The following is a 25714-nucleotide window of genomic DNA, read 5'->3' on the forward strand; positions in this document are numbered from 1 at the left end:
GCCCGACGGCGGACCCGGCTGGCTGTAACGTTGAATTGATGTCCCTTATTCGCGCGCTCAGCAAGGAACTGGAAGCGCGCAGCGATGATTCGCTGCGGGCCTTGTTTGCCGCGCGGCCGGACCTCATCTCCCCGGTGGTCCCGGACTTCGCTGCGCTCGCGGCGCGGGCAAGCGCCCGCGTCAGCGTGCAGCGCGCCTTGGAACGGCTCAACAAACCGGAGATGCAGGTACTGGAGACACTCCACCTATGCACCAACACGGACACGGGCCACAGCGTGTCGGCGGCGGGACTCAAGAAGTGCATCAATGGCGCCACCCTTGCCGCGCTCGAGCCGATCCTGAACAAGCTCCAGGAACTCGCCCTCATCCACCGGGCCGATCCGCCGGCCACGGTCCACAATCCGGGGCGGCAGCGGTTCTACTTGCCGGTGGGCAGCCTCAAGGACGTCATCGGCATCTATCCGGCCGGTTTGGGCCGCAGCTACACCGAGTTGGTTCGGCTGCAACCGGCCTTCGCCCAGCGCGTGGTGCATCTCGTTGCCGAACTCCACCAGAGCGGCGCCGATATCCTGGCCGCCACGACGCCCATGGATGCTGCGTTGGCGCTGCAACGTTGGACCTCGACGCCGGAGAACCTTCAGCACATCCTGTCCGAGGCACCCGTACGGACGCGTCCCCTTTTGAACAAGTTCGGCAGTTGGGCCATGGGGGCCGTTCCCCAGGCCCAGCGCAAGGCTTCCGTGCTCCATGAAGGCCGCGACGTCGGTCCCGTGGACTGGCTCCTGGCCCGCGGTCTGCTTGTCCCCTTGGACGCCGGCCACGTTGAGCTCCCGCACAGCGTGGGCCTGTCCCTGCGCGGCGGCGCAATCGTGGACCACTTCACCTTGAAGCCTCCCGTTCCTGAACTGGGCCAGACGAGTGCCGCGTTGCGCCGGAACGCCGCCATGGGTGCCATCGCAGAAGCGCTCCGGTTGGTGGGTGAACTCCTCTACGCGGTCCGCGAGCAGCCCGTGGTCACCCTGCGCAGCGGAGGGGTGGGCGTGCGCGAGCTCAAACGCCTTGCCGACAGCCTCCGCCTGGGCTTGTCCGAGACCGCCCTGATCCTCGAGCTCAGCGCGTTGTCCGGATTGCTGCGGCTCGATGTGGACAGTTCCACCTGGGTGCAGCCGCCATCGCTGGAATGGCTCACGCTCCCCCGCCAGGAACAGTGGCTCTGGCTTGTCAACGCCTGGCTCGCGAGCGAGCGCGCCCCCTCCCTTGTGGGCCAAACCCTTCCCGGGCCCGCCGCCACGGCACCGCGATCCGGCTCTCCGGCAACCCCCATCAATGCCCTGTCCGCCGAGGCCCAACGCCCTGACGCTCCGCTGGTCCGCAAACGGATCCTGGAGATCCTCGAAGAGCTCACCCTCGAGGTGGAAGCACCGGACGGCAAAGCTCCAGTGCTGAACGCCGAGGCCGTCATGGAACGCGCGGAATGGTCCCAGCCCCGGATGTCGCGGCGGTTCAGCTCCCTTGTCCGCGGGATCCTGCACGAAGCCGAACTCCTGGGGCTCATGGGCTCCGGCGCCCTGACCCAGCTTGGTTCGGCGATCGCCACCGAACAGCCCGAGTTGGCCCTCAGCATCCTCGGCGAACATCTGCCCGCCGCCGTCAACCACGTCCTGCTCCAAGCGGACCTGACCGCCGTCGCGCCGGGGTACCTGGCACCTGAACTGAGCGAAAAACTGCTCTTGATCGCCGACGCCGAAGGCCAGGGCCCGGCCACGATCTTCCGCTTCTCCGGAGATTCGATCCGGCGCGCGCTGGACGCCGGCCAGGACGCCGAAACCATCCTCGCGTTCCTGCGCACCCACTCTGCCACTGACGTTCCGCAGCCGCTCCGCTACTTGATCAAGGACATTGCCTCGAGGCACGGCCGGCTGCGGGTCGCGAGCAGCCCCAGTTTCATCCAAAGTGACGACGAGGCCGCCATCGCCGAGCTCGTCCGCGAGCCCGGGGCCGCAAGCCTGGGGCTTGTCCGGATCGCCCCCACGGTACTGACCTCCAGCGCGAGCCCCCGGGAGACCGTGAGGGTGCTGCGCGAGCTGGGACTCTCGCCTGCCGTGCAGGAGGCGGAGACCGCCGTCGTGCGCTATAAGAGGACGGCGTCGGTGGCCGCTGGCGCCCGTCCCGTGTATACGGCGCCCCGCACCGCACCACCGGACGACGACGTCGACGCCCAGCTCGCGGTGTTGAGGCACCATCGGGCGGTCCACGGCGAGGTGACCGGCGAGGCGGCAACGCAACTGGGCCTCGAAACCCTGCAGAGGGCCATCCGGCTGAAGCAAGCGGTCACCATGAACGTGGTTGACGGCTTGGGGAATTCCAACACCGAAACCGTTGTTCCGGTATCGGTGTCCGGAGGGCGCGTCCGGGTGTTCGACGCCGCCAGGGACACCGAAAGGGTCTTGTCCATCCATCGCATCATCGATGTGGAACCTGCGGGCGAGCCGCACAAGTGAGGAAGCAATAGTGAGCGACGGTCCGCTGATCGTACAGAGCGACAAAACCATCCTGCTGGAAGTCGACCACGAGCTCGCCACCGAGGCACGGCATGCGATCGCGGCGTTCGCCGAGCTTGAGCGCGCCCCCGAACACGTCCACAGCTACCGGCTCACCCCTTTGGGCTTGTGGAATGCGCGCGCGGCGGGACTGGACGCCGAAAAAGTCCTCGACACTCTCCTGCGCTATTCCCGTTTCCCGGTGCCGCACTCTTTGCTGATCGACATCGAAGAGACCATGTCCCGCTACGGCCGCTTGCGTCTGGAAAAGGACCCGCAACACGGATTGGTCATGCGGACCACCGACTACCCCGTACTCGAGGAAGTCAGCCGGGCCAAGAAAATCGCGCCGTTGCTGGGGCCCAGGATCGACGGCGAAACCGTCGTGGTGCATTCCTCCCAGCGGGGACAGCTCAAGCAATTGCTGCTCAAGCTCGGATGGCCGGCCGAGGACCTCGCCGGCTACGTGGACGGCACGCCGCACCTGATCGCCTTGAACGAGGACGGTTGGCACCTGCGGCCGTACCAGAAGCTTGCCATGGAGAACTTCTGGGCGGGCGGCAGCGGCGTCGTCGTGCTGCCCTGTGGCGCGGGCAAGACCTTGGTGGGGGCCGCAGCCATGGCTACGAGCTCCACCACCACGCTGATCCTGGTGACCAACACGGTCGCGGCCCGGCAATGGAAGGACGAACTCCTCAAGCGGACGTCGCTGACGGAGGAGGAGATCGGCGAGTATTCGGGCGCGGTCAAGGAAGTCCGGCCCGTCACGATCGCCACCTACCAGGTCCTGACCACCAAGCGCGGAGGCCTTTACCCGCACCTGGAACTCGTGGACGGGCACGATTGGGGACTCATCATCTACGACGAGGTCCATCTCCTCCCGGCCCCGATCTTCCGGATGACCGCGGACCTGCAGGCCCGGCGGCGCCTGGGACTCACGGCGACGCTTGTGCGTGAGGATGGCCGCGAGGGCGAGGTCTTCAGCTTGATCGGTCCCAAACGCTACGACGCACCGTGGAAGGACATCGAAGCCCAGGGCTACATTGCGCCGGCGGACTGCGTGGAGGTCCGGGTAGACCTGCCTAGGGACGAGCGCGTGGCCTACGCGATGGCTGAGGATGCGGACAAGTACCGGCTCTGCGCGACGTCCGAGACCAAGACCCACTTGGTGGAGCAGCTCGTTGCCCTGCACCAAGGCGAGCCGCTGCTGGTGATCGGCCAGTACATCGACCAGTTGGATGAGATCGGCGAGCGCCTGGACGCTCCCGTGATCAAGGGCGATACGACAGTCAAGGTGCGGCAGAAGCTCTTCGACGCCTTCCGCGCCGGTGACATCAAGACCCTCGTGGTGTCCAAAGTGGCCAACTTCTCGATCGACCTACCCGAGGCATCCGTGGCGATCCAAGTGTCGGGGTCTTTCGGTTCCCGCCAGGAGGAAGCTCAACGCTTGGGGCGCCTGCTTCGGCCCAAGCAGGACGGCCGCGCGGCACGCTTCTACTCCTTGGTGGCCCGGGACACCCTCGACCAGGATTTTGCGGCCAAACGGCAGCGCTTCCTCGCCGAACAGGGCTACGCCTACCGGATCATGGACGCCAAGGACGTACCCGCCGGGTAAGGCGCGTCATTTTTTCTGGCTAGGCAACCAGCTGTTGTGCGTGTTCCTGGGGCTGCGCTCCTTGCCGCACGACGACGTCGACCACAGCCCAGGACTCCTCGTCCTTGAGCTGCGCATCCGCGAAGCGTTCGGCGGCGCGGCGGTCGCTGAAGTCCTCGTGCTCGATGCGTCCGGAGAGTGTGTCCAGGTAGCTGACATGGAATTCGACGTCTTGAATTTCAACGCGTGATTCTTGTTTGTTTTCCATGGCTCAAGTGTGAATCCGGGGTCCGACAATTTAGGACTGTGCCCGCGGCGTGTTGGCTTTTGGCCGGATTGCCGAGGCCTGCGCAGCACCATTCAGGCCCTGCGCAGCACTTCCGCGGCGGTGCTCCGGACCGCCTCGGTCACAGCGTCCAATATGCGCGACGGTGTCCGCCACCTTTGCCAGTACAGAGGCACGTCCAATGGCCGCTCAGGCGCGAGTTCCACCAGGGATCCATCGGCTATGTCCCGGCCGCATTGCGGTTCAGGCAGCAATCCCCACCCGAGCCCCAAACGAATGGCCTCGGCAAACTCCTGGCTGGACGGAACAAAGTGGCGCGGGCCTGCAGGCTCCATCCCACGAGCCGCACCGCCCAGGAGTTCCAGGAAGCGGTGCTGGTACTCGTCCTTGCGGTCGAAGTCGACGGCGGGAGCAGCGCAGAGCGAGGCGACATCGACGCCGTCGGGAAGCCACCGTGCCCTGAAGCCCGGAGTGGTGACGGCACGGTATCGCATGCTCCCGAGCGGCTCCACCCGGCATCCCTGCACCGGCTCAGGAGTCGCGGTCACTGCGGCCATGACAGTTCCGGCGCGCAGCATGGACGTGGAATATTGCTCGTCGTCGCGGTGAAGATCGAAGACGGCGTGCAGCTCCGCGGGAACCCTTGTCAGGGCCTTGAGGAACCAGACGGACAAGGAATCCGCGTTGACCACGATCGGAACCGAGACCATCGGGGATTCGCCGGGCAGGCCCAGTTCAAGTTCGGCGTCGGCCTCCAATTGGGCGAGCTGCCGCGCCAATCTGAGCACCACATGTCCCGACTCCGTGGCCTGGACCGGATTGCTGCGCTGCAGCAATACCCTTCCGGACGCTTGTTCAAGCGCCTTGAGACGCTGGGAGACCGCCGACGGCGTGATGTTCAGTGACCGGGCGGCGGCGTCGAGCGTGCCTTCCGTGAGCACGGCGGCGAAGGTGTGCAACTGTTCGGAGGAGAATCTGGCCATAAGACAATCTTACGATGCTTAAGAATAATTAGCTGGACTAATGACGAAGGTGGAACTTAGCCTCGAAGAATGAACTCCCCCGACGTCTTCCACGCCGCCGGCTTGGGCCTCGGCACAGGCCTGGCCCTCATTGTCGCGATTGGCGCCCAAAATGCCTTCGTCCTCCGGCAGGGCATCCGCGGCGAGCATATCGGTGCGGTCGTTGCCGTGTGCGCCATCTCGGACGCCGTGCTCATCGCGGCCGGGGTACTCGGCACAGGCGCCCTGCTCGCCGCGGCGCCTGCCGCCGTCGTCGTTCTCCGCTATGTCGGTGCGGCATTCCTGGTGACATACGGCGTGATGGCGGCACGGCGCATCCTAAGGCCGCAAGCGCTCGTCTCCGCGGAACCTGGACCGTCGGGGGCCGGCCGAAGCGGACTGGCGTCAGCACTGGCGACTGTCATGGCGCTGACATGGCTCAACCCCCACGTCTACCTGGACACCGTATTGCTCCTGGGATCCGTGGCGAACGCGCAAGGACCCGGGCTGCAGTGGTGGTTCGGCGCCGGAGCCATGCTGGGCAGTATCCTATGGTTCTGTTCCCTCGGCTTCGGCGCGAAACTGCTGCGCGGATTCTTTGCGCGACCGGCGTCCTGGCGAATCCTTGACGGCGGAATTGCTGTCACCATGGTGGGACTCGGCGTCGGGCTGGCTCTCGGCAGTTAGCCCGGGCCCACAACCACGACACCCCGATAATTCTCACAACAAGCGTCCAGTCAACTCCCAGAAACTGGGAGCATCATGAATGGTATGAAAAAGAACGGCCCCGAAGCCAAGCTCCTCGTCGTCGACGACGAACCCAACATCCGTGAGCTGCTCTCCACCTCGCTGCGCTTTGCTGGCTTTGAGGTCGTTGCGGCGTCGAACGGCCGCGAAGCGCTCGCTGCCGCCGATCTTCACGCCCCGGACCTCGCGGTCCTGGATGTCATGCTCCCCGACATGGACGGGTTCACTGTCACCCGCCGCCTTCGCGCCGCCGGTAAGCACTTCCCTGTCCTGTTCCTGACTGCCAAGGACGACACGGAGGACAAGGTCACGGGCCTGACCGTGGGCGGCGACGACTACGTCACCAAGCCTTTCAGCCTGGATGAAGTGGTGGCGCGGATCCGCGCCGTGCTTCGCCGCACGCAGCCGATGGAAGACGACGACGCCGTCATCCGCGTGGATGACCTGGAGCTCGACGACGACGCGCACGAGGTCCGCCGCGGCGGCACCATCATCGAGCTGTCGCCCACCGAGTTCAAGCTGCTCCGCTATCTCATGCTGAACCCCAACCGGGTGCTTTCCAAGGCGCAGATCCTGGACCACGTCTGGGAATACGACTTCAATGGCGACGCCTCGATTGTTGAGTCCTACATTTCCTACCTCCGGCGCAAGGTGGACATTGATCCGGATGCCACTGCCTTGATCCAGACCAAGCGCGGCGTCGGTTACGTATTGCGGACGGCCGAGAAGCGCTGACCTTGTTCAACCGTTGGAAGTCGGCCTCCCTCAGGTCGCAGCTGGTCGCCATCATCATGGGGCTGCTGCTCCTTGCCTTGGCCGCCACTGGCGCCGGGACGCTGACGCTCGTCAAGAGCTACCTCCAAGGGCAAGTGGATGACAAACTCAGGGCTGCCGTCCAGATCGCCCAGCAGCAGCAATCCTTTGCCAACCTGTCTGAGGCGAGCCCCGCCGTGCCCACGGACTATTCCCTGACGCTCTACGTCCAGGGCCAGCCGCCCTATCCGTTCGGCGGAAGCAAGACGGATCGGCCGAGCATCGCCAACATCACCCCGGTTGAGGCCAAGAACCGCAATTACGCACCCTTCCAGGTGAACGGCACCGCTGGCGGCGATTGGCGTGTGGTGGCGGTCAACGTAGTGGACAACCGGACCGGGCAGAACGCGGTGGTGATCGTAGGCCTGCCGCTGTCCCCCGTGGACCGAGTCATGGAACACGCCACGCTCGTGGTGGTCGGCGTCGGACTCTTGACCCTGGTGCTCGCGTTCTTCATCGCGACATGGACCGTTGCACGTTCCTTCCGCCCCCTCGCCCGCGTTGAGAAGACGGCGGCCGCAATCGCTGCCGGTGATCTCTCGCGTCGCGTGGATATCGAGAATCCGGTCACCGAGGTCGGCCGCCTGGGCGCCTCCCTCAACGCCATGCTCGCGCACATTGAATCGTCCTTTGCGGCGCGTGCCGCCTCCGAGGCAAGGATGCGGCGATTCGCCGCCGACGCCTCCCACGAGCTGCGCACGCCCTTGGTCACCATCCGCGGCTTCTCCGAGCTTTACCGCCACGGCGCCCTTGCCACGCCGGAAGACGTTGGTACCGCCATGGGCAGGATCGAGAGCGAAGCCAAGCGCATGGGATCCATGGTGGAAGACCTGCTGCTGCTGGCCCGCCTGGACGAACAACGGCCTTTGCAGCTCAAGCCGGTGGATCTGCACCTACTGGCGAATGACGCCGTCGTAGACTCACTCGCAACGTCGGGCGAGCGGAAGATTTCGCTCACAGGGCTCGACGGCGGAGCGGCAGCGCCCGCCCCGGTCCAGGGTGACGAGGCCAAGCTTCGTCAGGTCCTGGGGAACCTGGTGGGTAACGCCTTGCGCTACACCCCCGAAGGAACGCCGATTGAGCTCGCCGTCGGGGTCCGGAACACGCCCGCCGGCCCGTTGTCCGTTCTCGAGGTGCGGGACCACGGCAGCGGCATTCCGGCCGAGGAACTGCCCCGGATTTTCGAGCGCTTTTACAGGGCGGACACTTCGCGCACGCGGGAAACGGGCGGCAGCGGGCTCGGTCTCGCGATTGTGGCTGCAATTGTCGGATCCCACCGCGGAACCGTCCGGGTCGAAGAGACCGACGGCGGCGGAGCCACCCTGGTTGTCAGCCTCCCCTTCCAGGACGAGCTGTCCGAGATGCCCGAAGATGCGGGCATCGCCGAGGCGGAGATCTCCGACTAGCAGTTTTCTATGCCTGGCGGCTTGATTGAGCGAGTTGTCCACATAGGGAGACTCGGCGCTGTCCGGGCCATGTGACGGCTTCTAGGCTCGTGGTGTGGACCACAAGCCAGCCGCACCTGCGGATCTCTTTGATTGAAAGGCAACGCCCCATGAGCGTTATCTCCGTCGATACTGAACTGCTCCAGCTCAAGTCCGCCAACGTCAAGGCCACCGTGGATCGGATCAGCGCCGACGTCCAAGCGATGAAACGGGGCCTGGACGAGCTCCAAGCTACGTGGAAGGGATCAGCGGCCAACAACTTCCAGGCCCTCGTCTCGGAGTGGACGTTGACCCAGAACAAGGTGGAGGCTTCGCTCGCATCCATCAACCTCGCGCTGTCCTCCGCGGCGGCAAGCTACCTCCAAACCGAGCAAGGCAACACCCAGCGGTTCAGTTACTGACAGCTGGGCCCGGGTTCCCGGCGGTGCGGCCAATCCGCCGTCCCGCCGGGGTCCAGCCGCTTTCCAGGGTCCGGTTGCTTCTGAGCCGTTACTTCTCCGGCGTCGACTGGTGGAAGCGCAACCGCCATCGGCCGTCGTCGAGCAACCAGATCGAGCTCCGCAATGCGGAGCCTGTTCGCCCATAACTTCTATAACTGAGCAGCATGGTGTTACTGGAGAGGCGTTCAGCGGAAATTATTTCTACTTCCGCGTTTTCCCCGGGATCGCCCTCCAACGCCATCATGAGTTCGTCCCGGGACCAGACGCGTCCGGAGCTGCCAATCTCGGTAAAGTCCGGGTGCAGCAGGATCCCTGTGCGCCCGAGGTCTCCCCTGACGTCGGGCCTCAGGAGCTCCCTCTCAAGGAGAATGACCGTTTCTTCGTCCGAGCGCCCTCCGGCCTGGCCAAGGACCCCTTCGTCGTCGCCGGCGAACAAAGTGGGCTCGATGAACGTCTCCTGCTCCGTGAACGCCCCCGCCGCGTTCGGCAAGGACGATCCGGTTGAGAGGTCCTGACCGCCGAACAACGTGAGGTCTTCATCCTGGGCATCCGCGTCGTCGTGGTCGTCGTCGAAAAGCGAGGGCGCCTCCATAGGCGCTGTCCGGGCTGACGACGTGCGGGCTGACGGCGTGCCGACTGATGGTGTGCCGACTGACAGCGTGCGGGACAAGGACCGTGCGGCTTCAGCTCCCGGATAGCCCGGCCCGGCAGGCGCGGCTATTCCCTGCTGGAACGCTGTGGCGACCGCACGCGCGCGATCGTCGGCCGCCTCGTTGAGGTCGTGGCCGGCATGGCCTTTGACCCACTCGAACGAGTACTTGCGGCCGACAATAGCCTGGTCGATGTCCTTGAGGAGATCGACGTTCAAGACGGGCTTCCCGTCCGCTTTGCGCCAGCCCTTGCGCTTCCATCCCGGCATCCACTTGGTGATGCAATTGATGACGTACTGGCTGTCGCAGAGAATCTTCAGCTCTTCATCGGGAACATGTGCCGTGGACCGGAAGAGGTCCAGCACCGCCATGAGCTCGCCCTGGTTGTTGGTTCCGTGCGGCCACCCCCCGGCCCTCCAGCAAGAGTCGTTCACGTACCAGGCCCAACCGGCAGGCCCGGGATTGCCGAGGGCAGAACCATCGGCGGCAGCAATAATCGTCATGGTTTCCATCCTGCCAGACCACCCCGACACTCCTTGACCCCAGAACTGAGCGGGCGTCCGCCCAAAACCCGACATACGTGAGCGGGCGTCCGCCCAAAACCCGACATACGTGAGCGGGCGTCCGCCCAAAACCCGACATACGTGAGCGAGCGTCCGTCCAAAACCCGACATACGTGAGCGAGCGACCGCCCAAAACCCGACATACGTGAGCGAGCGTCCGTCCAAAACCCGACATACGTGAGCGAGCGTCCGCCCAAAACCCGACATACGTGAGCGAGCGTCCGTCCAAAACCCGACATACGTGAGCGAGCGTCCGCCCAAAACCCGACATACGTGAGCGAGCGTCCGTCCAAAACCCGACATACGTGAGCGAGCGTCCGCCCAAAACCCGACATACGTGAGCGAGCGTCCGTCCAAAACCCGACATACGTGAGCGAGCGTCCGCCCAAAACCCGACATACGTGAGCGAGCGTCCGTCCAAAACCCGACATACGTGAGCGAGCGTCCGCCCAAAACCCGACATACGTGAGCGAGCGTCCGTCCAAAACCCGACATACGTGAGCGAGCGTCCGCCCAAAACCCGACATACGTGAGCGAGCGTCCGTCCAAAACCCGACATACGTGAGCGAGCGTCCGCCCAAAACCCGACATACGTGAGCGAGCGTCCGTCCAAAACCCGACATACGTGAGCGAGCGTCCGCCCAAAACCCGACATACGTGAGCGAGCGTCCGTCCAAAACCCGACATACGTGAGCGAGCGTCCGCCCAAAACCCGACATACGTGAGCGAGCGTCCGTCCAAAACCCGACATACGTGAGCGAGCGTCCGCCCAAAACCCGACATACGTGAGCGAGCGTCCGTCCAAAACCCGACATACGTGAGCGAGCGTCCGCCCAAAACCCGACATACGTGAGCGAGCGTCCGTCCAAAACCCGACATACGTGAGCGAGCGTCCGCCCAAAACCCGACATACGTGAGCGAGCGTCCGTCCAAAACCCGACATACGTGAGCGAGCGTCCGCCCAAAACCCGACATACGTGAGCGAGCGTCGTTAAACGGCGACGACGGCCCCCACCTGAAGTGGGGACCGCCGTCGTGCGTGTGGCTGGTGAGCTACAGCGGGGGCTAGAAGCCGCCCATGCCGCCCATGTCGTCGCCGCCACCCATAGACGGAGCGTTCTTCTCCGGCTTGTCGGCAACAACGGCCTCGGTGGTCAGGAACAGACCAGCGATGGAGGCAGCGTTCTGGAGAGCCGAGCGGGTGACCTTTACGGGGTCGTTGACGCCGGCAGCCAGCAGGTCCTCGTAAACGCCGGTTGCAGCGTTCAGGCCGTGGCCCGACGGCAGGCCGCGGACCTTGTCGATGACAACGCCCGGCTCAAGGCCCGCGTTGTAAGCGATCTGCTTGAGCGGAGCGTCGATGGCAACGCGGACGATGTTGGCGCCCGTTGCTTCGTCGCCTTCGAGCTGCAGGTTGGCGAATGCCTTGGCACCGGCCTGGATGAGGGCAACGCCACCACCGGCGACGATGCCTTCTTCAACGGCAGCCTTCGCGTTGCGGACTGCGTCCTCAATGCGGTGCTTGCGCTCCTTGAGCTCTACCTCGGTTGCGGCACCGGCCTTGATGACTGCAACGCCACCGGCCAGCTTGGCCAGGCGCTCCTGCAGCTTCTCGCGGTCGTAGTCGGAATCGGAGTTCTCGATCTCGGCACGGATCTGCGCCACGCGGCCGGCGATGGCGTCGGCGTCGCCGGCACCTTCGACGATGGTGGTCTCGTCCTTGGTGACAACAACCTTGCGGGCGTTGCCGAGCAGTTCGAGGGTTGCGTTCTCGAGGCTGAGGCCGACCTCCGAGGAGATGACCTGGCCACCGGTGAGGATGGCGATGTCGGCGAGCTGTGCCTTGCGGCGGTCACCGAAGCCCGGAGCCTTGACGGCAACGGACTTGAAGGTGCCACGGATCTTGTTGACGATCAGGGTGGCCAGGGCCTCGCCCTCGATGTCTTCGGCGATGATCAGCAGCGGCTTGTTGGACTGCATGACCTTCTCCAGGACCGCAACGAGTTCCTTCACGTTGGAGATCTTGGAGTTGACGATCAGGATGTACGGGTCTTCGAGGACCGTTTCCTGGCGCTCTGCGTCGGTGACGAAGTAAGCGGAGATGTAACCCTTGTCGAAGCGCATGCCTTCGGTGAGCTCAAGCTCCAGGCCGAAGGTGTTGGATTCCTCGACCGTGATGACGCCTTCCTTGCCGACCTTGTCCAGGGCTTCAGCAATGAGGTTACCGATTTCGGTGTCGCCGGCAGAGATGGAAGCCGTGGCTGCGATCTCTTCCTTGGTCTCGATCTCCTTGGCGGAGGCGAGCAGCTCACGGATGACGGCGTCAACAGCCTTCTCGATGCCGCGCTTGAGGGACAGCGGGTCGGCGCCGGCAGCTACGTTGCGCAGGCCTTCCTTGACGAGAGCCTGGGCCAGGACGGTGGCGGTGGTGGTGCCGTCGCCAGCGACGTCGTCCGTCTTCTTGGCAACTTCCTTGACCAGCTCGGCGCCGATCTTCTCGTAAGGATCGTCCAGCTCGATCTCCTTGGCGATGGAAACACCATCGTTGGTGATCGTGGGGGCGCCCCACTTCTTTTCGAGGACGACGTTGCGTCCACGCGGGCCGAGGGTGACCTTGACGGCGTCGGCGAGGATGTTCAGACCCCGCTCGAGACCGCGGCGTGCCTCTTCATCAAATGCAATGATCTTGGCCATAACGGCGGTAGTCCTTTCGGGACAGTCGTTAAGAAGGTGCCTTCACTGCGGTGCCCGCGACGGACGATCCTTCACATTCGGCCTCTGTACGCCGCGTGCTCCGGATCTCACCCCAGCAAGGTTTTCTTTGTTCCCCCAGGCACCGCCACCATTTCCATACGGCCGGAGCCGTGAAGGATTAGCAGTCAATGCCTGAGAGTGCTAATCAATAATTAGCACTCACCCGAGGAGAGTGCAAGCAGGAAGAGCCGGAAACTACTCGCCACGCCCAGGGAATTCGCTACGGGCACAAGCCGTCACGGAGTCCGGGAGGCCGTCTCTTTGCCACTGACCCGCGCAGTGTTGTCAGCCCCGTAGGTGAAGACCATGTAATTGGACGAGGTAACGTCCCCGTTGGCGTCGAACCCGATGGTGCCGGACTCGCCGTCGTAATCCGGGAGCTTGGCCCCCTTCAGCACCTCGACGCAGTCCTTGTATGAGGCACAAGACGTACGTTCTTTCGTTGCCGCATCGCCCGACGCCGGACGCACTCCGCCGGACACAGTGGTGAGCCAGGCCGCGATCGAGCCTCCCGCATCGTCGCCCGCCGTTGAGGCGGCAAGCGCCGCGAGGGTGACGGCGTCGTACGTCTCGGCAGCGTAGGTCGTGTCCTTGAGCTTGGGGTCGATGCCCGTCAGCTCGGCTTGGAACTCCGCACTCGGGAAGACGCCCGGAAGAATTCCCCGCGCGCCGTCGAGGCCCCCTGCACCGAGCGCGGTTCCGTATTGGCGGATCGCGCCGTCGCTCAAGATCAGGCTCTTGCCGCTCAGCCCCGCATTCAGGAGCTCAGCCAGGGCGCCTTGGGCGCCATCACGGGCAACCACGACGACGGCGTCCGGCGTACCGGACTTGATGCCCGCCGCGGCGGGAGCTGCTTTGCCTGCCGCGAATTCCTCGTTGGACACGGCGTCCATTCCGAGGCCGCGGGCAGCGTCCAGGACCGCTCCCGAGACGCGCGTACCGTAATCCCCGGCTTCGTGGAGGACCGAAATGCGCTTGGCGCCGGCGTCGCGGGCAAGCTTCGCCAGGACGCTGCCCTGTGCGGCATCAGCGGCAGACGTGCGGAAGTAGAAGCCGCCATTCTTGTAGCTGCTCAGCCCCGACGCCGTGTTCGCCGGCGAGATGAGCGGAATCCGGGCGGGAGAGAGCACATCGATCGCGGCGGGCGCATGGCTCGAATCGCTCGGCCCCACGACGACGTCTGCGTGGGCGGACATCAACGCCTTGGCTTGTGCAGCCGTGTCGGCGGTGAAGGCCGCCGCGCCGGCCCCTTGGCTCGCGCCACTGCCTTCACCGGCCGCCGTCGCCGGAAGCAACTCGACGGGACGGCCCTTGTATCCGCCGGCGTCGTTGATTTGTTTGACAGCCAACTTGGCGGCAGCCAGCTCGGACTCGTTGAGGAATGCGGAACCACCGGTATTGTCCAGGATCACGCCGATGCGCAGGACGCCGTCACCGCTCGGCGTAACCGAGGCAAGCCTGGCGTTGCCGACGGGGGCGGAACATCCGGCCACTCCAAGGGCCAAGGCTGCCGAAGCTGCAAGAAGAGAAACTACCCGGGACCGGCGCGCTCCGAGGGGCCAGGACAGCTCTGTTGCCGCAACACCCACTAGATAAGCCGCACGCTTTCTGCCTGCGGGCCCTTCTGGCCCTCGCCCAGTTCGAAGTCGACGCGTTGTCCTTCTTCGAGCGCACGGAAGCCATCCATCTGGATGGCGGACCAATGCACAAAGATGTCGTCACCGGACTCATCCACGGTGATGAATCCGTAGCCCTTTTCGGCATTGAACCATTTGACGGTTCCCAAAGCCATGATCCCCACACTTTCAACTAGCAGTGGCCGGCTTCCGGGATCTCCGGGCCAGCTCACAACTACTGTAACCACAGTCACGTTGCCATAGCGCAACCTTGGGTGCGGGTGGCCGCAATGTTATTGAGGCGTAACCGAGTTGCTATTTGTAACCGGGGCCCAGAACCACAACCACGGGCTGCTGGAACTCCGCGCTGTCCACGAGGTTGGAAATGCCCAGCAATTTGCCGAGGGCTTCGGCATTGCCCTTCTGCGCCGCGCCTTTGTAGAAGACCGACGACGTCTGCTGGGGCATGCCGCCCCAATTTGCGACAGTGGACAACGGCCATCCTCCGCCTTGCACCATGCCGGCCACACGCGCAGCCAGGCCACCGGTGGTGGTGCCGTTGTAGACCGCTACTGCCGCCGTCTTGTCCAATGGCGCCGTGGTCGGCGTCGGCGTCGGCGTGCTGGACGGAGTGTCGCCCGGGCTCGGCTGGGTGGACGGCTGGCTGGATGCCTGCGCAGAGCTGTTCGCCGAAGGTGGCGCCGCGGCGCTTTGCTTGGAAGTGTCAGCGGTGACGACGGCTTGCGGCGTCGTCGACGAGGTGAAGCCAAGCTTCGGAAGGATCAGGAAGGCAACGAGTCCTACGGCAAGTGCGATGCCGCCCAGCAGCAGCACCGGCCACAGGGCCGGCCGGGAAGCAGACGCGACGAGCCTGTGGACACCTTGCCGCGATGAGCTCTGCGGGACACGGTCGAATTCATCCCGGGCAAATTTGGTCATGGTGAAGCCTTGTCCTTGCTGCTTGCTGGCTGGGGGATCAGCGGGTGCTCTATGCGTCGGAACCGAGACGGCGCGCTGTGCGGGCCCTCTGACGTGACATACGTAGTCTACGCAATCTCTTGACCAGCATAGGATCGTGCGCCAATGCTTCCTCGGTGTCTATGAGGGCATTGAGCAGCTGATAGTAGTGGGTCGCGGAGAGATCGAAGAGTTCCCGGACGGCCTGTTCCTTGGCCCCGGCGTACTTCCACCATTGCCTCTCCAGGGCGAGCATCTGCTGTTCACGCTCGCCGAGCGGCGAATCACTGCGGAGTCCGGCGGACAGGTCTTCGAGCACCAATCCAGTTGCTTCGGACGCCATGGGTTCCCGTGCGGGTTCTGCCACGACACACTCCTTCGACGCATTGACTGAAAAATGTCCCCCGCCCATGGTAACGGGCGAATAACACCGATGTCATTTGCCCCGCCGCCTTGAGGGCCGGCGCTTTCCCCCGGACCGCGAGGACAGGGACAATGGCTGGGTGGCAGGCGAAGAAGCGTTATTTGAGCTTGAATCCGAAGATCACTCCGCCGGGTTCGAGGCACTACCCGGAATGGCCTTGGAGGATCTCATGGCGCCGGACTGGGCGGGCGCGCTCTCCGGCATCGAGGACGAGTTGCGCTCGGTGCTCGCCTTCGTGGCGGCCGAGGCCGGCCGCGGAGCGCACGTGCTGCCTGCGGCGTCCAACATACTTCGTGCCTTCCGGCAGCCGCTGGCCGACGTGAAGGTGCTGATCCTGGGCCAGGACCCCTACCCGACGCCGGGACACGCCGTCGGGCTCTCTTTCGCGGTTTCCGGACAAACACGGCCCATCCCCCGCAGCCTCTCGAACATCTACCGGGAGATGGAAACCGATCTCGGGCTCCCGCCGCGGGTCCACGGCGATCTTTCGGCCTGGACGGGCCAAGGAGTACTCCTCCTGAACAGGGTGCTCAGCGTCGCGGCCGGTGCTGCCGGCTCGCACCGGGGCAAAGGCTGGGAGGCCATCACGACGGCGGCGGTCACCGCCGTCGCCCGCCGACGAAATGCTGCCGGGCAGCAGAGTCCGCTCGTCGCGATCCTGTGGGGCAAGGACGCTGAAGCCGTACAGCCGCTGCTTGAAGGCGCCCCCGTGATCTCCTCCGCCCATCCCAGCCCGCTCTCCGCGTCGCGGGGCTTCTTCGGCTCTCGCCCGTTCAGCCGCGCCAACGCCCTGCTCCGGATGCAAGGCGCGGATCCCGTCATCTGGGAGCTTCCACCGCTACCCTAGCTTAGGCTTGCCTACATGACATCTTTGCCCGCCACGTCGTCTGCATCCCGCAATACCCGCCCCCAAGTGAACCTGACTGTGCTGCGCACGGAACAGCTGTCGCCCCACATGGTGCGGATCATTGCTGGTGGACCCGGATTTGCCGGTTATGCGAACAACGGCTTCGTGGACCGATATGTGAAGATCGTGTTCCCGCAGCCCGGCGTCGAGTATGAGTTGCCGCTGGATCTGTGGGCCATCCGCGAGACCATGCCGCGCGAACAATGGCCGTACACCCGCACCTACACCGTCCGTTGGGTGGACGAAGCTGCGCAGGAACTGGCAATCGACTTCGTGGTCCACGGCGACGAAGGCCTTGCAGGCCCATGGGCCCTGGCGGCCCAGCCCGGCGACACACTTGTCTTCACGGGCCCCGGCGGCGCCTACAACCCGGCGCCCGACGCCGACTGGTACCTTTTCGCCGGCGACGACGCCGCGCTCCCGGCGATTGCCGCCGCGATCGAATCCCTGCCGGCCGACGCGAAGGGCCTTGCTTTCCTCGAAGTCGATAGCGACGCGGACATCCTTGATATCGCCGCTCCCGAGGGCGTGGAGCTGCGCTGGCTCCTTCGCTCCGGAGTCCCGGCCGGATCAAGCTCGATCCTGCTCGATGCCTTGGGCGAAGCCGAGTGGCTGCCCGGACGCGTAGACGTGTTTGCGCACGGTGAACGCGGCTACATGAAGGGCCTGCGCGACATCTTCTTCACGCAGCGTGGGCTCGAGCGGTCCCAGGTATCGCTTTCCGGATACTGGGCCCAGGGGCGTGTGGAGGACGATTTCCAGGCGGAGAAGAAACTCCCTATCGGGCAGATCTAGCGGCCCTTACCGCTTGGCGGCCCAGCGGACGCGGCTAGCGCCGGCGTACGCGGCGGCGCTCGTTGCTGGCCAGTCCCTTGGTCAGTGGCCGGGCAAGGTTGTCCCCCAGCACGATTCCCGCGGCCACACCCAGCACGATTGCTCCGGCGTTGAGCATGCCTCCCGAACCCACCAGTACATCTGCTTCTTGCACCGTCAATACATACATGGAACGGAATATCTTCAGGCCCGGGAGCAGGATGAGGGCTGCCGGGACGGCGACCACGAGCTGCGGGGCTCCGAGCCTGAGCGCCACCATCCGCGCGAGCAGGCCGATGACCACGGCGGAAATCGCCGGCGAGAGCCGGTCTCCGAAACCAAGGCTGGAAGCCCCCCACAAGACGAAGTAACCCACCAAACCCACTGCCGCCGTCGGGAGCAGAAGTTTGAGCAGGGTCTGTTCGGTGATGCCGATGGCAATCACGGCTACGGCTATCAGGATGGCCTGGCCCCACAATGGATACGCCTCGGGGAATGTTTGCGTGACGTCGATCGCGACGCTGCCGATGAGGTCACCCACAACTACCGCGACGGCGATGCCCGCAACGATCGCGCCGAAGGTCAGGATCGTGGACAGGAATCGTCCGGCCGCAGTCACGGGGAATCCGTTGATGGCGTCTTGCACGGAAGAGACGAGCCGCCCGGTTGGCAACAGCAGGAGAATGCCGCCCGCCACGACGATGGACGGCGGGATGTCTGCCCCGGTCCAGTGGAGCATGAGCGCGATGAACGTGACCAGGAAGGAGCAGGCCGCTGTCACGAAGAAGTCGGGCGTGCGCCACTTGCCCAATTGCCGGGCCACGAGATTGACAAGCATGTTGGAGACGAAAGCCAGGGCGGATGCGCCAAGTCCCCCGCCCAGGACTCCGACGAAGACAGCAGAGAAGACGCCGAACGCCATGGTGACCATCCACCGTGGGAAGGGCTTGCTGCTGCGGATGATGTCATCCAGCCGGTTCACCGCTTCTGACCTGCCCACACCGCCAGCCACGATATCCGTGACGAGTTGGTGCACCTGGGCCAGGCCTGCGTAGTTGTTGGTCCAGGAGCGAACAACCCGGAGCAGTGTGATGGGGGTCTGGTCCTTGGGCGCATAGTTGAGCGCGACCGACTGGTTGGTGATGTCCACTTCGATGTTCTTCAAGCCGAGCGCAGCCGTGACCGCGATGATGCTGGTCTCCACTTCCAGGGCACCTGCCCCGTAGCGGAACATCGTTTCGGCCATATGCAGGGCGAAGTCGATGGTCTTGCGGGCCGATGCGTCAACACCGCCCACATGGATGATGGGGTTGGCGTAGGGACTACCCGCCAGGCGGTCGACGATGCTCATGGGGGCAGTGGGAGGGTTCTCCCCCTGCACCAGCCTGCGAAGCATGCGCTTGGCGTTGACATTCTGGCGCACCTGGGATGGCTTGAGCGGCTGCGTCTTGGGCAAGCCGTCCGTGTTGGGCCTGTTGTCGGGGCGGTCAGTCACGCGGGTGTTCCTCCAAAGGGCGTGGTTCCTCCAAATACGGTGTCGTGCAACTTGAGGTAGGCGGGGTGGCGCTGCGAGCCTTCTGGAACTGCTGGCCTAGTAGAACTGTTGACCCGTGCGACGGGTGTAGATCTGCCGTGCGATACGTTCGCCCGCAGCAGTCCAGAGCTTGTACTTCAGCGGGCTGATGACTTGGTCATAGCAGCCGACGAAGTCGGTGACGGTCTTGCTGAAGCTGGTCTTGAACAGGCCAAGTCCGTGGAACGGGTGCGAGGTGTCTTTGAGCCGGTCCGCGGGCGGAGTGCCGCAGAAATCGTACTCCGTGCAACCCAGTTCCTTGACTTGGTTGATGGCCGTCCACTGGACCAAGTGCGAATCGCCGTACTGCGCGCGCTTCTGCAGCGATCCGCCGTCCTTGTAGGTGCCTTTCCGGCCATAGTTGATGACGAAGGCTCCGACCGATGGCACACCGTTTTCAAAGACAAAGAGGAGCCTGCCCTGGCCACGCTCGATGAAGTTGGTCCAGAACTGGCGATAGTACCCGAATTCACGGACCCGCACTTGGGACTTCGCCTCAACCGTGTTAGTCATCAGCGCATACATCGAACGGAAGCTCTCTTCCGTGGGTTCCATGGTGTGCACTTCAACGCCTTCGCGGATGGCCCGGCGAACGGCGTTGCGTCCGCGGGAATGCAGGTTGCGCAGCAACTGGTTCTCCTCGGGAGAGATGTCCAGCAGGGCTGTGGAGTCGTTCGGCTGCAGGTTGGGGGTCTTGACCACTCCGGTGGCCTCGATCGCGTCCCGGGCTTCGCCACTGAGGACAATGTCCGGCTCGATCTTAATGGCGAAAACCCCGAGCTTGTCCCGCTTCACGAATTCCCGGTTGGCCTTGATGATCCCCGGAATGTCCTCGACGCCGGCAACGTCGGGGCCCTTGATGAGGTACCAGAGCTTGCCGAGCAGTGGAAAGCTCTTCTCCAGGACCAGGTTGTAGCTGCTGTAGTCCGCGGTCTCGTAGACGAGATGCAAGGGCTTCCAGCCAAAGTGTTGCTTCACGTCCGCGAAGGCCTCGGATTGGAGGAGGTTGCCGCCGTTGGGGTTGGCCGTGACGTGTTTGTCCCAGTGTTCGATTTCCTCGGCGGTGGCAAAGCGTGCGGTAAATTCTCGCAAGGGGGCCGTGTCCAATCAGTTGCGTACGTGAGGCAGCAGGCACCGGTGTGCGGCGCAGGCGTTCAGCTCCAAGTCTATCGGCCCTCACAGCGAGCCACCGCCTGATCCGTTTCCAACGCCTTGGGCTGGGCCCCTTTCGATTTCTCACAGCCGCGGCAAAGGTTCCCCAAAGTCCGCAGCTATCCGGGCAACGGAAAGTGGTTACAACGAAAGCCGAACCAGGAGGATCCGTTGATCGTCTACCGCCCCCTTCCGCCGCTCACCACCGGCCGCAGCAACAGCTGGTGGTCGGTATTCGCCGCCATGGCATCCGCAGCATTGCTGGGCCCCGCTTGGCCATCGGGTGGCCGCCGCCTCGAATATCAAGAAGCGGCGGTCAGCACTCCACGACGTTGACGGCGAGGCCGCCCATGGCGGTTTCCTTGTATTTGGAGGACATGTCCTTGCCGGTCTCGCGCATGGTCACGATGACCTCGTCCAAGGAGACGCGATGGGTGCCGTCCCCCCAGAGCGCCATCTTCGCCGCGTTGATGGCCTTCGCCGCTGCGATCGCGTTGCGTTCGATGCACGGGATCTGCACGAGTCCGCCGATCGGGTCGCAGGTTAGTCCGAGGTTGTGTTCCATTGCGATCTCGGCAGCGTTTTCCACCTGTCCCGGGGAGCCGCCCATGACTTCGGCCAATCCGGCGGCGGCCATCGAGGAAGCGGAGCCGACCTCGCCCTGGCAGCCCACTTCGGCGCCGGAGATCGAGGCCTGCTCCTTGTAGAGCACCCCGACGGCGCCCGCGGCGAGCAGGAACTTCACTACGACGTCGTCGCGGTCCTGTTGCGTGGCCTTGTCCATGCCGGGGGCGAAATGCAAGGCGTAGTACAGCACGGCGGGGATGATCCCGGCGGCGCCGTTGGTGGGCGCGGTGACCACGCGGCCGCCCGAGGCGTTTTCCTCGTTCACGGCCAGGGCGATCAGGTTCACCCATTCCTGCCAGTACTTCGGATCCCGGTAGTCAGGGTCCTGGTCTTTGGTTTCCTTCAGGAGCCGCTCGTGCCAGTCCGGGGCCCGACGGCGGACCTTCAGTCCGCCGGGCAGCACGCCTTCGCGCTTGAGGGACGTTTCAACACAGGCCTCCATGACGGACCAGATGTGCAGCAGGCCTTCGCGGATTTCCTCTTCGGTGCGGGAGGCGCGTTCGTTGATGAACATGATTTCCGAGATGCCAAGCCCCTTGGAGGAGCAACGGCCCATGAGTTCGGCGGCGGTGCGGAAGGGCAGCGGGAGTTCCTTCTTGGACTCCTCCAGTTCCTTCTGGGCCGCGTCTTCTTCGCCTTCGCGGACGATGAAGCCACCGCCCACGGAGAAGAACGTGGCCTCGTGCAGCACGTCGCCGTCGGCGTCGGACACGGAGAACTTCATCCCGTTCGTATGCCGGGGAAGAACCGTGAGCGGGTGCAGGATCATGTCCGCTTCCCCGTACGGCAAGGACACCCCGGACTCGGGATCGACGGCGCCGCAAAGGCTCAGCAGACCGGTCTCCGCGATCGACGCGAGCCGTTCCTCCACTTCCTCGGGGAGGATCTCCTCGGGGTGGTAACCCTCCAGGCCCAGCAGCACCGCAGTCATGGTGCCGTGCCCCCGGCCCGTGGCAGCCAAGGAACCATACAGATCAACGCGCAGCGACGCCACCCGTTCCAGGGCACCGGAATCCTTCAGCTCACCCGCAAAGACCGCAGCAGCCCGCATCGGCCCCACGGTATGCGAACTCGAAGGACCAATCCCAATAGAGAAAAGATCGAAGACGCCAACAGCCATTGTCGGTTCCTAACTAGATGGTGGGTGGTTGGGGATGGGTGGCGGGTGACCGCATTCCTCCGCGTGCTGCTCCTTCGTCGCTTTGACGCACGCTTCCGGAATACGCTCACCCGCTGTCTAGCCGTCACCAGAGCGAACGGTCAATGTTCTCGCGCTTCAAAGGAGGCGACCAGAGGGCCCCTTCGGGCCCGGCCTCCGGCAGCATGCGTCTAAGGGAGCGTCACGTCCGCTCAGCGGGCGTCTACGCGACCGAGCATGCCGAGGAGGTCGGACCCGACGGGCGTTGCCGATCCGATCTCTGACTACGCGAGGTTCGCGACGCCCGGGTAGAGCGGGTGCGCGGCGGCGAGTGCCTCCACGCGGTGACGCAGGCCGGAGAGGTCCGCGCCGGCGTCGGCGATCAGTGCCTCAGCGATGATGTCCGCAACTTCACGGAACGCCGCTTCACCGAAACCGCGTGTTGCCAATGCCGGGGTGCCGATCCGCAGACCGGAGGTCACCATCGGCGGGCGCGGGTCGAACGGAACCGCGTTGCGATTGACGGTGATATCGATCGCGGCGAGGCGGTCCTCGGCCTGCTGGCCGTCGAGCTCGCAGTTGCGCAGGTCCACGAGCACCAGGTGCACGTCCGTGCCGCCGGAGATCACGTTGATGCCCTTGGCAGTGACGTCCGGCTGGACCAGGCGCTCGGCCAGGATCCGGGCACCGGCCAGCACACGTTCCTGGCGTTCCTTGAACTCTTCCGAACCGGCGATCTTGAAGGCCACGGCCTTGCCGGCGATCACGTGCTCCAACGGGCCGCCCTGCTGGCCCGGGAAGACCGCGGAGTTGATCTTCTTGGCGATGTCGGCGTCGTTGCTCAGGATGATGCCGCCGCGCGGACCGGCGAGGGTCTTGTGCGTCGTCGACGTCGTGACGTGCGCGTGCGGGACCGGGGACGGGTGCAGGCCGGCGGCCACGAGGCCGGCGAAGTGCGCCATGTCCACCATGAGGTAGGCGCCCACGAGGTCGGCGATGCGGCGGAACTCGGCGAAGTCCAGCTGGCGGGCATAGGCGGACCAGCCGGCCACGATCAGCGCCGGCTTGTGCTCGAGTGCCAGGCGCTCCACCTCGGCCATGTCGATCCGGTGGTCCTCTTCGCGGACCTGGTACGGGATCACGTTGTACAGGCGGCCGGAGAAGTTGATCCGCATGCCGTGGGTCAAGTGACCGCCGTGGGCCAGGTTCAGGCCCATGATGGTATCGCCCGGCTTGATGAGGGCGTGCATCACCGAAGCGTTGGCCTGGGCGCCGGAGTGCGGCTGCACGTTCGCGTACTTGGCACCGAAGAGGGCCTTCACGCGGTCGATGGCCAACTGCTCGATGACGTCCACGTGCTCGCAGCCACCGTAGTAGCGCTTGCCCGGGTAGCCCTCGGCATACTTGTTGGTCAGGACCGAGCCCTGAGCCTGCATGACGGCCACGGCGGTGTGGTTCTCGGACGCGATCATTTCCAGGCCCGAACGCTGGCGGTTCAGCTCGTCGTCGATCTTTGCCGCGATCTCCGGATCCAGCACGGACAAGACAGTGTCCAGGCTCGGCGAAACTACCTGCTCGAACAGGGTGTTATCGGTACCTGCGGCCCCGGTTGCGGCGCTCACAGCTCGCCACCGTTCTTGGAAGCGTATTCCTCCGCGGAAAGCAGCGGACCGTCGGACTCGGCGGCCACCTTGAAGAGCCACCCCGCACCATACGGATCGTTGTTGATCAGTGCGGGATCGTCGACGACGGCGGAGTTCACTTCCGTGACCTCGCCCGTCACCGGGGAGTACAGGTCCGAGACGGACTTGGTGGACTCAACCTCGCCGCAGGTCTCCCCCGCAGTCACAGCGGCACCGACCTCGGGCAAGTCAACGTACACAATGTCGCCGAGGGCGTCGGTGGCCACGGCGGAAATGCCGACAGACACAAGGTTGCCGGCTTCGCGGGCAACCCACTCGTGCTCGTCGGAGTACTGGAGTTCAGGTGCAACTTTTGCCATGTTTTTTCCTTTGCGTTGGTCTAAATCTAATTGTGGTCGGGTTGGGTGGCGGGTGACGGAATTCCTCGGCGTGCTCGCTCGTTCCTCGCTTAGACGCACGCTGCCGGAATCCCGTCACCCGCCGTCCGCCAGTTCAGTTTTCGGGGCCAACAGTTCCGGAAAAGAACGCTGGCCCTTTCGGGATTAGTAGGTGACCCGTGGTTCCAGTAGGCCGATTCAGTTCCAGTGGGCCAACCTGCGGGAGGTAGCCCACCTTCCAAAAACCTAGGGCGATCGAACGCGACAGGTGCAGGTTCGCAACAGAGGCACCAAGGGTGAGCCGAGGTCCATACCGTTCGCCCTTCTGTTCGATAACCACCCATCAGTTCGATAACCAAAGGTGACGAGGACGGCCCCATCGGGACCGGCATCCGGCAGCGGGCGTCTAAGGGAGCGTCACGTCCGCTCAGCGGGCGTCTTTCGCGACCGAGCCCGCAGAGGATGTCGGTCCCGACGGGCTAAACGCAACCACGGTCACCCATCCGAAACTTATTTGGTCCGCTTATAGAACGGCAAGGCGACAACCTCAAACGGCTCGGACTTGCCGCGCAAGTCCACGTCCAGGGCCGTGCCCGGTTCGGCGTGTTCGACGTCGACGTAGGCCAACGCTACGGGGTAGCCGAGGGTGGGGCTGGGCTGGCCGGAGGTGACTTCGCCGACAACTGCGCCGTCCTTGAGGACCGGGTAATGGCTGCGGCCGGCGCGGCGGCCCAAGCCCTTGAGGCCAACCAGCTTGCGGCCGCTGGTGGAACCGGCGCCCTCAGCCTTCAGGGCTTCCAGGGCAGCGCGGCCTACGAAGTCGCTTTCCTTGGCGAGCGAGACAACAGGGCCCAGGCCTGCCGAGAAGGGGTTGTCTTCGCGGGAGAGCTCGTTGCCGTACAGCGGCATCCCGGCTTCGAGGCGCAGGGAGTCGCGTGAGGCCAGGCCGGCGGGGATCAGCTCGCCGTCCTCGGCAACGTCCGCGATTGCTTGCCACAGGGCGGCAGCGGCGTCGTTGTCCACGAAGATTTCGAAGCCGTCCTCGCCCGTGTAACCGGTGCGGGCGAGCAGCAGATCCGTGGTGTTCCCGGCAAAGGTGAAGGGCACCTCAACGGCGGCGTAGTACTTGAGCCCGGTGACGAGGGAGTGCTGTTCGGCCGGGACCAAGCGGAGGAGGATTGCTTCCGCTTTGGGACCCTGGACGGCGATCAGCGAGGTTGCCGCGGAGGCGTCCTCGACGACGACGTCGAAGTTGGCTGCCCGCTGCGCCAGCGCCTCGGCGACAACCTTGGCGTTGCCGGCGTTCGGAACCACCAGGAACTTGGCGTCGCCGCGGCGGTACGTGATGAGGTCGTCGATGATGCCGCCGTCTTCCTGGCAGATCAGTGAGTACTTGGCCTTGCCAACCGACATGGCGGAGATCTTGCCCACCAAGGCGTAGTCCAGGAAAGCCGCGGCTTCCGGACCGGTGACCCAGACTTCGCCCATGTGGGAAAGGTCGAACAAGCCGGCGGCGTTACGTACTGCGTGGTGTTCGGCCAGTTCGGAGGAGTATTTCAGGGGCATCTGCCAGCCACCGAAATCGGTGAAGGAAGCGCCGAGCTTCTTGTGCTCTTCGTAGAGCGCAGTGTAGTTCTCAGTCATCGTGAGGAGT

22 protein-coding genes are annotated in these 25714 nt (G+C 64.6%); 8 read left to right on the plus strand and 14 right to left on the minus strand.

All coding sequences use genetic code 11. From position 1 onward, the window contains the following. The first annotated feature begins 38 nt into the window (after window positions 1-38). Window positions 39-2501 carry a helicase-associated domain-containing protein gene (locus VLA65_RS02660; RefSeq protein WP_332601718.1) on the plus strand — a complete coding sequence of 821 codons (2463 nt, stop codon included), beginning with the start codon at window positions 39-41 and terminating at the stop codon, window positions 2499-2501. Window positions 2502-2511: 10 nt separating this feature from the next. After that, a complete protein-coding gene (locus tag VLA65_RS02665) occupies window positions 2512-4155 on the plus strand; it encodes a DNA repair helicase XPB (protein WP_332601719.1) in 1644 nt (547 codons plus the stop codon). 19 nt (window positions 4156-4174) lie between these two features. On the opposite strand, the gene VLA65_RS02670 is transcribed toward VLA65_RS02665, so the two are convergent. Together VLA65_RS02670 and VLA65_RS02675 are read right to left on the minus strand one after the other, a co-directional pair. Then, complete coding sequence (locus VLA65_RS02670; protein ID WP_059388202.1) at window positions 4175-4402, minus strand: hypothetical protein; 228 nt, start codon at window positions 4400-4402, stop codon at window positions 4175-4177. Window positions 4403-4494: 92 nt separating this feature from the next. Continuing rightward, a complete protein-coding gene (locus VLA65_RS02675; protein WP_332601720.1) occupies window positions 4495-5403 on the minus strand; it encodes a LysR family transcriptional regulator ArgP in 909 nt (302 codons plus the stop codon). Between the two features lie 69 nt (window positions 5404-5472). On the opposite strand from VLA65_RS02675, the gene VLA65_RS02680 reads away from it, so the two are divergent. The 4 genes from VLA65_RS02680 to VLA65_RS02695 all read left to right on the plus strand — a co-directional run bounded on the left by VLA65_RS02680 (window position 5473) and on the right by VLA65_RS02695 (window position 8827). Beyond that, complete coding sequence (locus tag VLA65_RS02680; protein WP_284989616.1) at window positions 5473-6108, plus strand: LysE/ArgO family amino acid transporter; 636 nt, start codon at window positions 5473-5475, stop codon at window positions 6106-6108. An 84-nt stretch (window positions 6109-6192) separates the two neighbouring features. Continuing rightward, a complete protein-coding gene (locus VLA65_RS02685; RefSeq protein WP_059388206.1) occupies window positions 6193-6903 on the plus strand; it encodes a response regulator transcription factor in 711 nt (236 codons plus the stop codon). Between the two features lie 2 nt (window positions 6904-6905). Further along, complete coding sequence (locus tag VLA65_RS02690; protein ID WP_332601721.1) at window positions 6906-8387, plus strand: sensor histidine kinase; 1482 nt, start codon at window positions 6906-6908, stop codon at window positions 8385-8387. 149 nt (window positions 8388-8536) lie between these two features. After that, window positions 8537-8827 (plus strand): WXG100 family type VII secretion target, encoded by a 291-nt coding sequence (locus VLA65_RS02695; protein WP_059388207.1) that lies wholly within the window; start codon window positions 8537-8539, stop codon window positions 8825-8827. Between the two features lie 88 nt (window positions 8828-8915). Here the strand turns inward: VLA65_RS02695 and VLA65_RS02700 are convergent, their stop codons facing one another. The 6 genes from VLA65_RS02700 to VLA65_RS02725 all read right to left on the minus strand — a co-directional run bounded on the left by VLA65_RS02700 (window position 8916) and on the right by VLA65_RS02725 (window position 15773). Further along, the gene (locus VLA65_RS02700) at window positions 8916-10019 is read right to left on the minus strand and encodes a ribonuclease HI family protein (RefSeq protein WP_332601722.1); all 1104 of its coding nucleotides are present in this window, start codon (window positions 10017-10019) and stop codon (window positions 8916-8918) included. Window positions 10020-11144: 1125 nt separating this feature from the next. Further along, window positions 11145-12773, minus strand: coding sequence for a chaperonin GroEL (gene groL / locus VLA65_RS02705; RefSeq protein ID WP_059388204.1), 1629 nt, complete (start codon window positions 12771-12773; stop codon window positions 11145-11147). Between the two features lie 296 nt (window positions 12774-13069). Beyond that, window positions 13070-14326 (minus strand): ABC transporter substrate-binding protein, encoded by a 1257-nt coding sequence (locus VLA65_RS02710; protein WP_332601723.1) that lies wholly within the window; start codon window positions 14324-14326, stop codon window positions 13070-13072. Window positions 14327-14421: 95 nt separating this feature from the next. After that, complete coding sequence (locus VLA65_RS02715) at window positions 14422-14625, minus strand: cold-shock protein (RefSeq protein WP_059388209.1); 204 nt, start codon at window positions 14623-14625, stop codon at window positions 14422-14424. Window positions 14626-14764: 139 nt separating this feature from the next. Continuing rightward, window positions 14765-15388, minus strand: a complete 624-nt coding sequence (locus VLA65_RS02720) for a LytR C-terminal domain-containing protein (protein WP_059388210.1) — start codon at window positions 15386-15388, stop codon at window positions 14765-14767. Between the two features lie 49 nt (window positions 15389-15437). Beyond that, on the minus strand, window positions 15438-15773 hold the full coding sequence (locus VLA65_RS02725; protein WP_059388211.1) for a DUF3263 domain-containing protein: 336 nt from the start codon (window positions 15771-15773) through the stop codon (window positions 15438-15440). 136 nt (window positions 15774-15909) lie between these two features. On the opposite strand from VLA65_RS02725, the gene VLA65_RS02730 reads away from it, so the two are divergent. After that, window positions 15910-16677, plus strand: coding sequence for a uracil-DNA glycosylase (locus VLA65_RS02730; RefSeq protein ID WP_284989612.1), 768 nt, complete (start codon window positions 15910-15912; stop codon window positions 16675-16677). Between the two features lie 15 nt (window positions 16678-16692). Then, a complete protein-coding gene (locus VLA65_RS02735; RefSeq protein WP_332601724.1) occupies window positions 16693-17532 on the plus strand; it encodes a siderophore-interacting protein in 840 nt (279 codons plus the stop codon). 34 nt (window positions 17533-17566) lie between these two features. Here the strand turns inward: VLA65_RS02735 and VLA65_RS02740 are convergent, their stop codons facing one another. The 6 genes from VLA65_RS02740 to gcvT all read right to left on the minus strand — a co-directional run bounded on the left by VLA65_RS02740 (window position 17567) and on the right by gcvT (window position 25704). Beyond that, window positions 17567-19045 carry a threonine/serine ThrE exporter family protein gene (locus VLA65_RS02740; RefSeq protein ID WP_284989610.1) on the minus strand — a complete coding sequence of 493 codons (1479 nt, stop codon included), beginning with the start codon at window positions 19043-19045 and terminating at the stop codon, window positions 17567-17569. Between the two features lie 96 nt (window positions 19046-19141). Continuing rightward, window positions 19142-20215 carry a lipid II:glycine glycyltransferase FemX gene (locus VLA65_RS02745; RefSeq protein WP_332601725.1) on the minus strand — a complete coding sequence of 358 codons (1074 nt, stop codon included), beginning with the start codon at window positions 20213-20215 and terminating at the stop codon, window positions 19142-19144. Between the two features lie 376 nt (window positions 20216-20591). Then, window positions 20592-22022, minus strand: a complete 1431-nt coding sequence (locus tag VLA65_RS02750; RefSeq protein WP_306963016.1) for an L-serine ammonia-lyase — start codon at window positions 22020-22022, stop codon at window positions 20592-20594. Window positions 22023-22324: 302 nt separating this feature from the next. Continuing rightward, window positions 22325-23662 (minus strand): serine hydroxymethyltransferase, encoded by a 1338-nt coding sequence (glyA, locus tag VLA65_RS02755; RefSeq protein ID WP_332601726.1) that lies wholly within the window; start codon window positions 23660-23662, stop codon window positions 22325-22327. Continuing rightward, window positions 23659-24042 carry a glycine cleavage system protein GcvH gene (gene gcvH, locus VLA65_RS02760; protein ID WP_059388212.1) on the minus strand — a complete coding sequence of 128 codons (384 nt, stop codon included), beginning with the start codon at window positions 24040-24042 and terminating at the stop codon, window positions 23659-23661. The genes glyA and gcvH overlap by 4 nt, the downstream gene beginning before the upstream one ends. A gap of 528 nt (window positions 24043-24570) precedes the next feature. Continuing rightward, window positions 24571-25704, minus strand: coding sequence for a glycine cleavage system aminomethyltransferase GcvT (gcvT, locus tag VLA65_RS02765; protein ID WP_332601727.1), 1134 nt, complete (start codon window positions 25702-25704; stop codon window positions 24571-24573). Between the last annotated feature and the right edge of the window lie 10 nt (window positions 25705-25714).

The organism is Arthrobacter sp. S2(2024), from assembly GCF_036662515.1.
GTDB lineage: Bacteria > Actinomycetota > Actinomycetes > Actinomycetales > Micrococcaceae > Arthrobacter.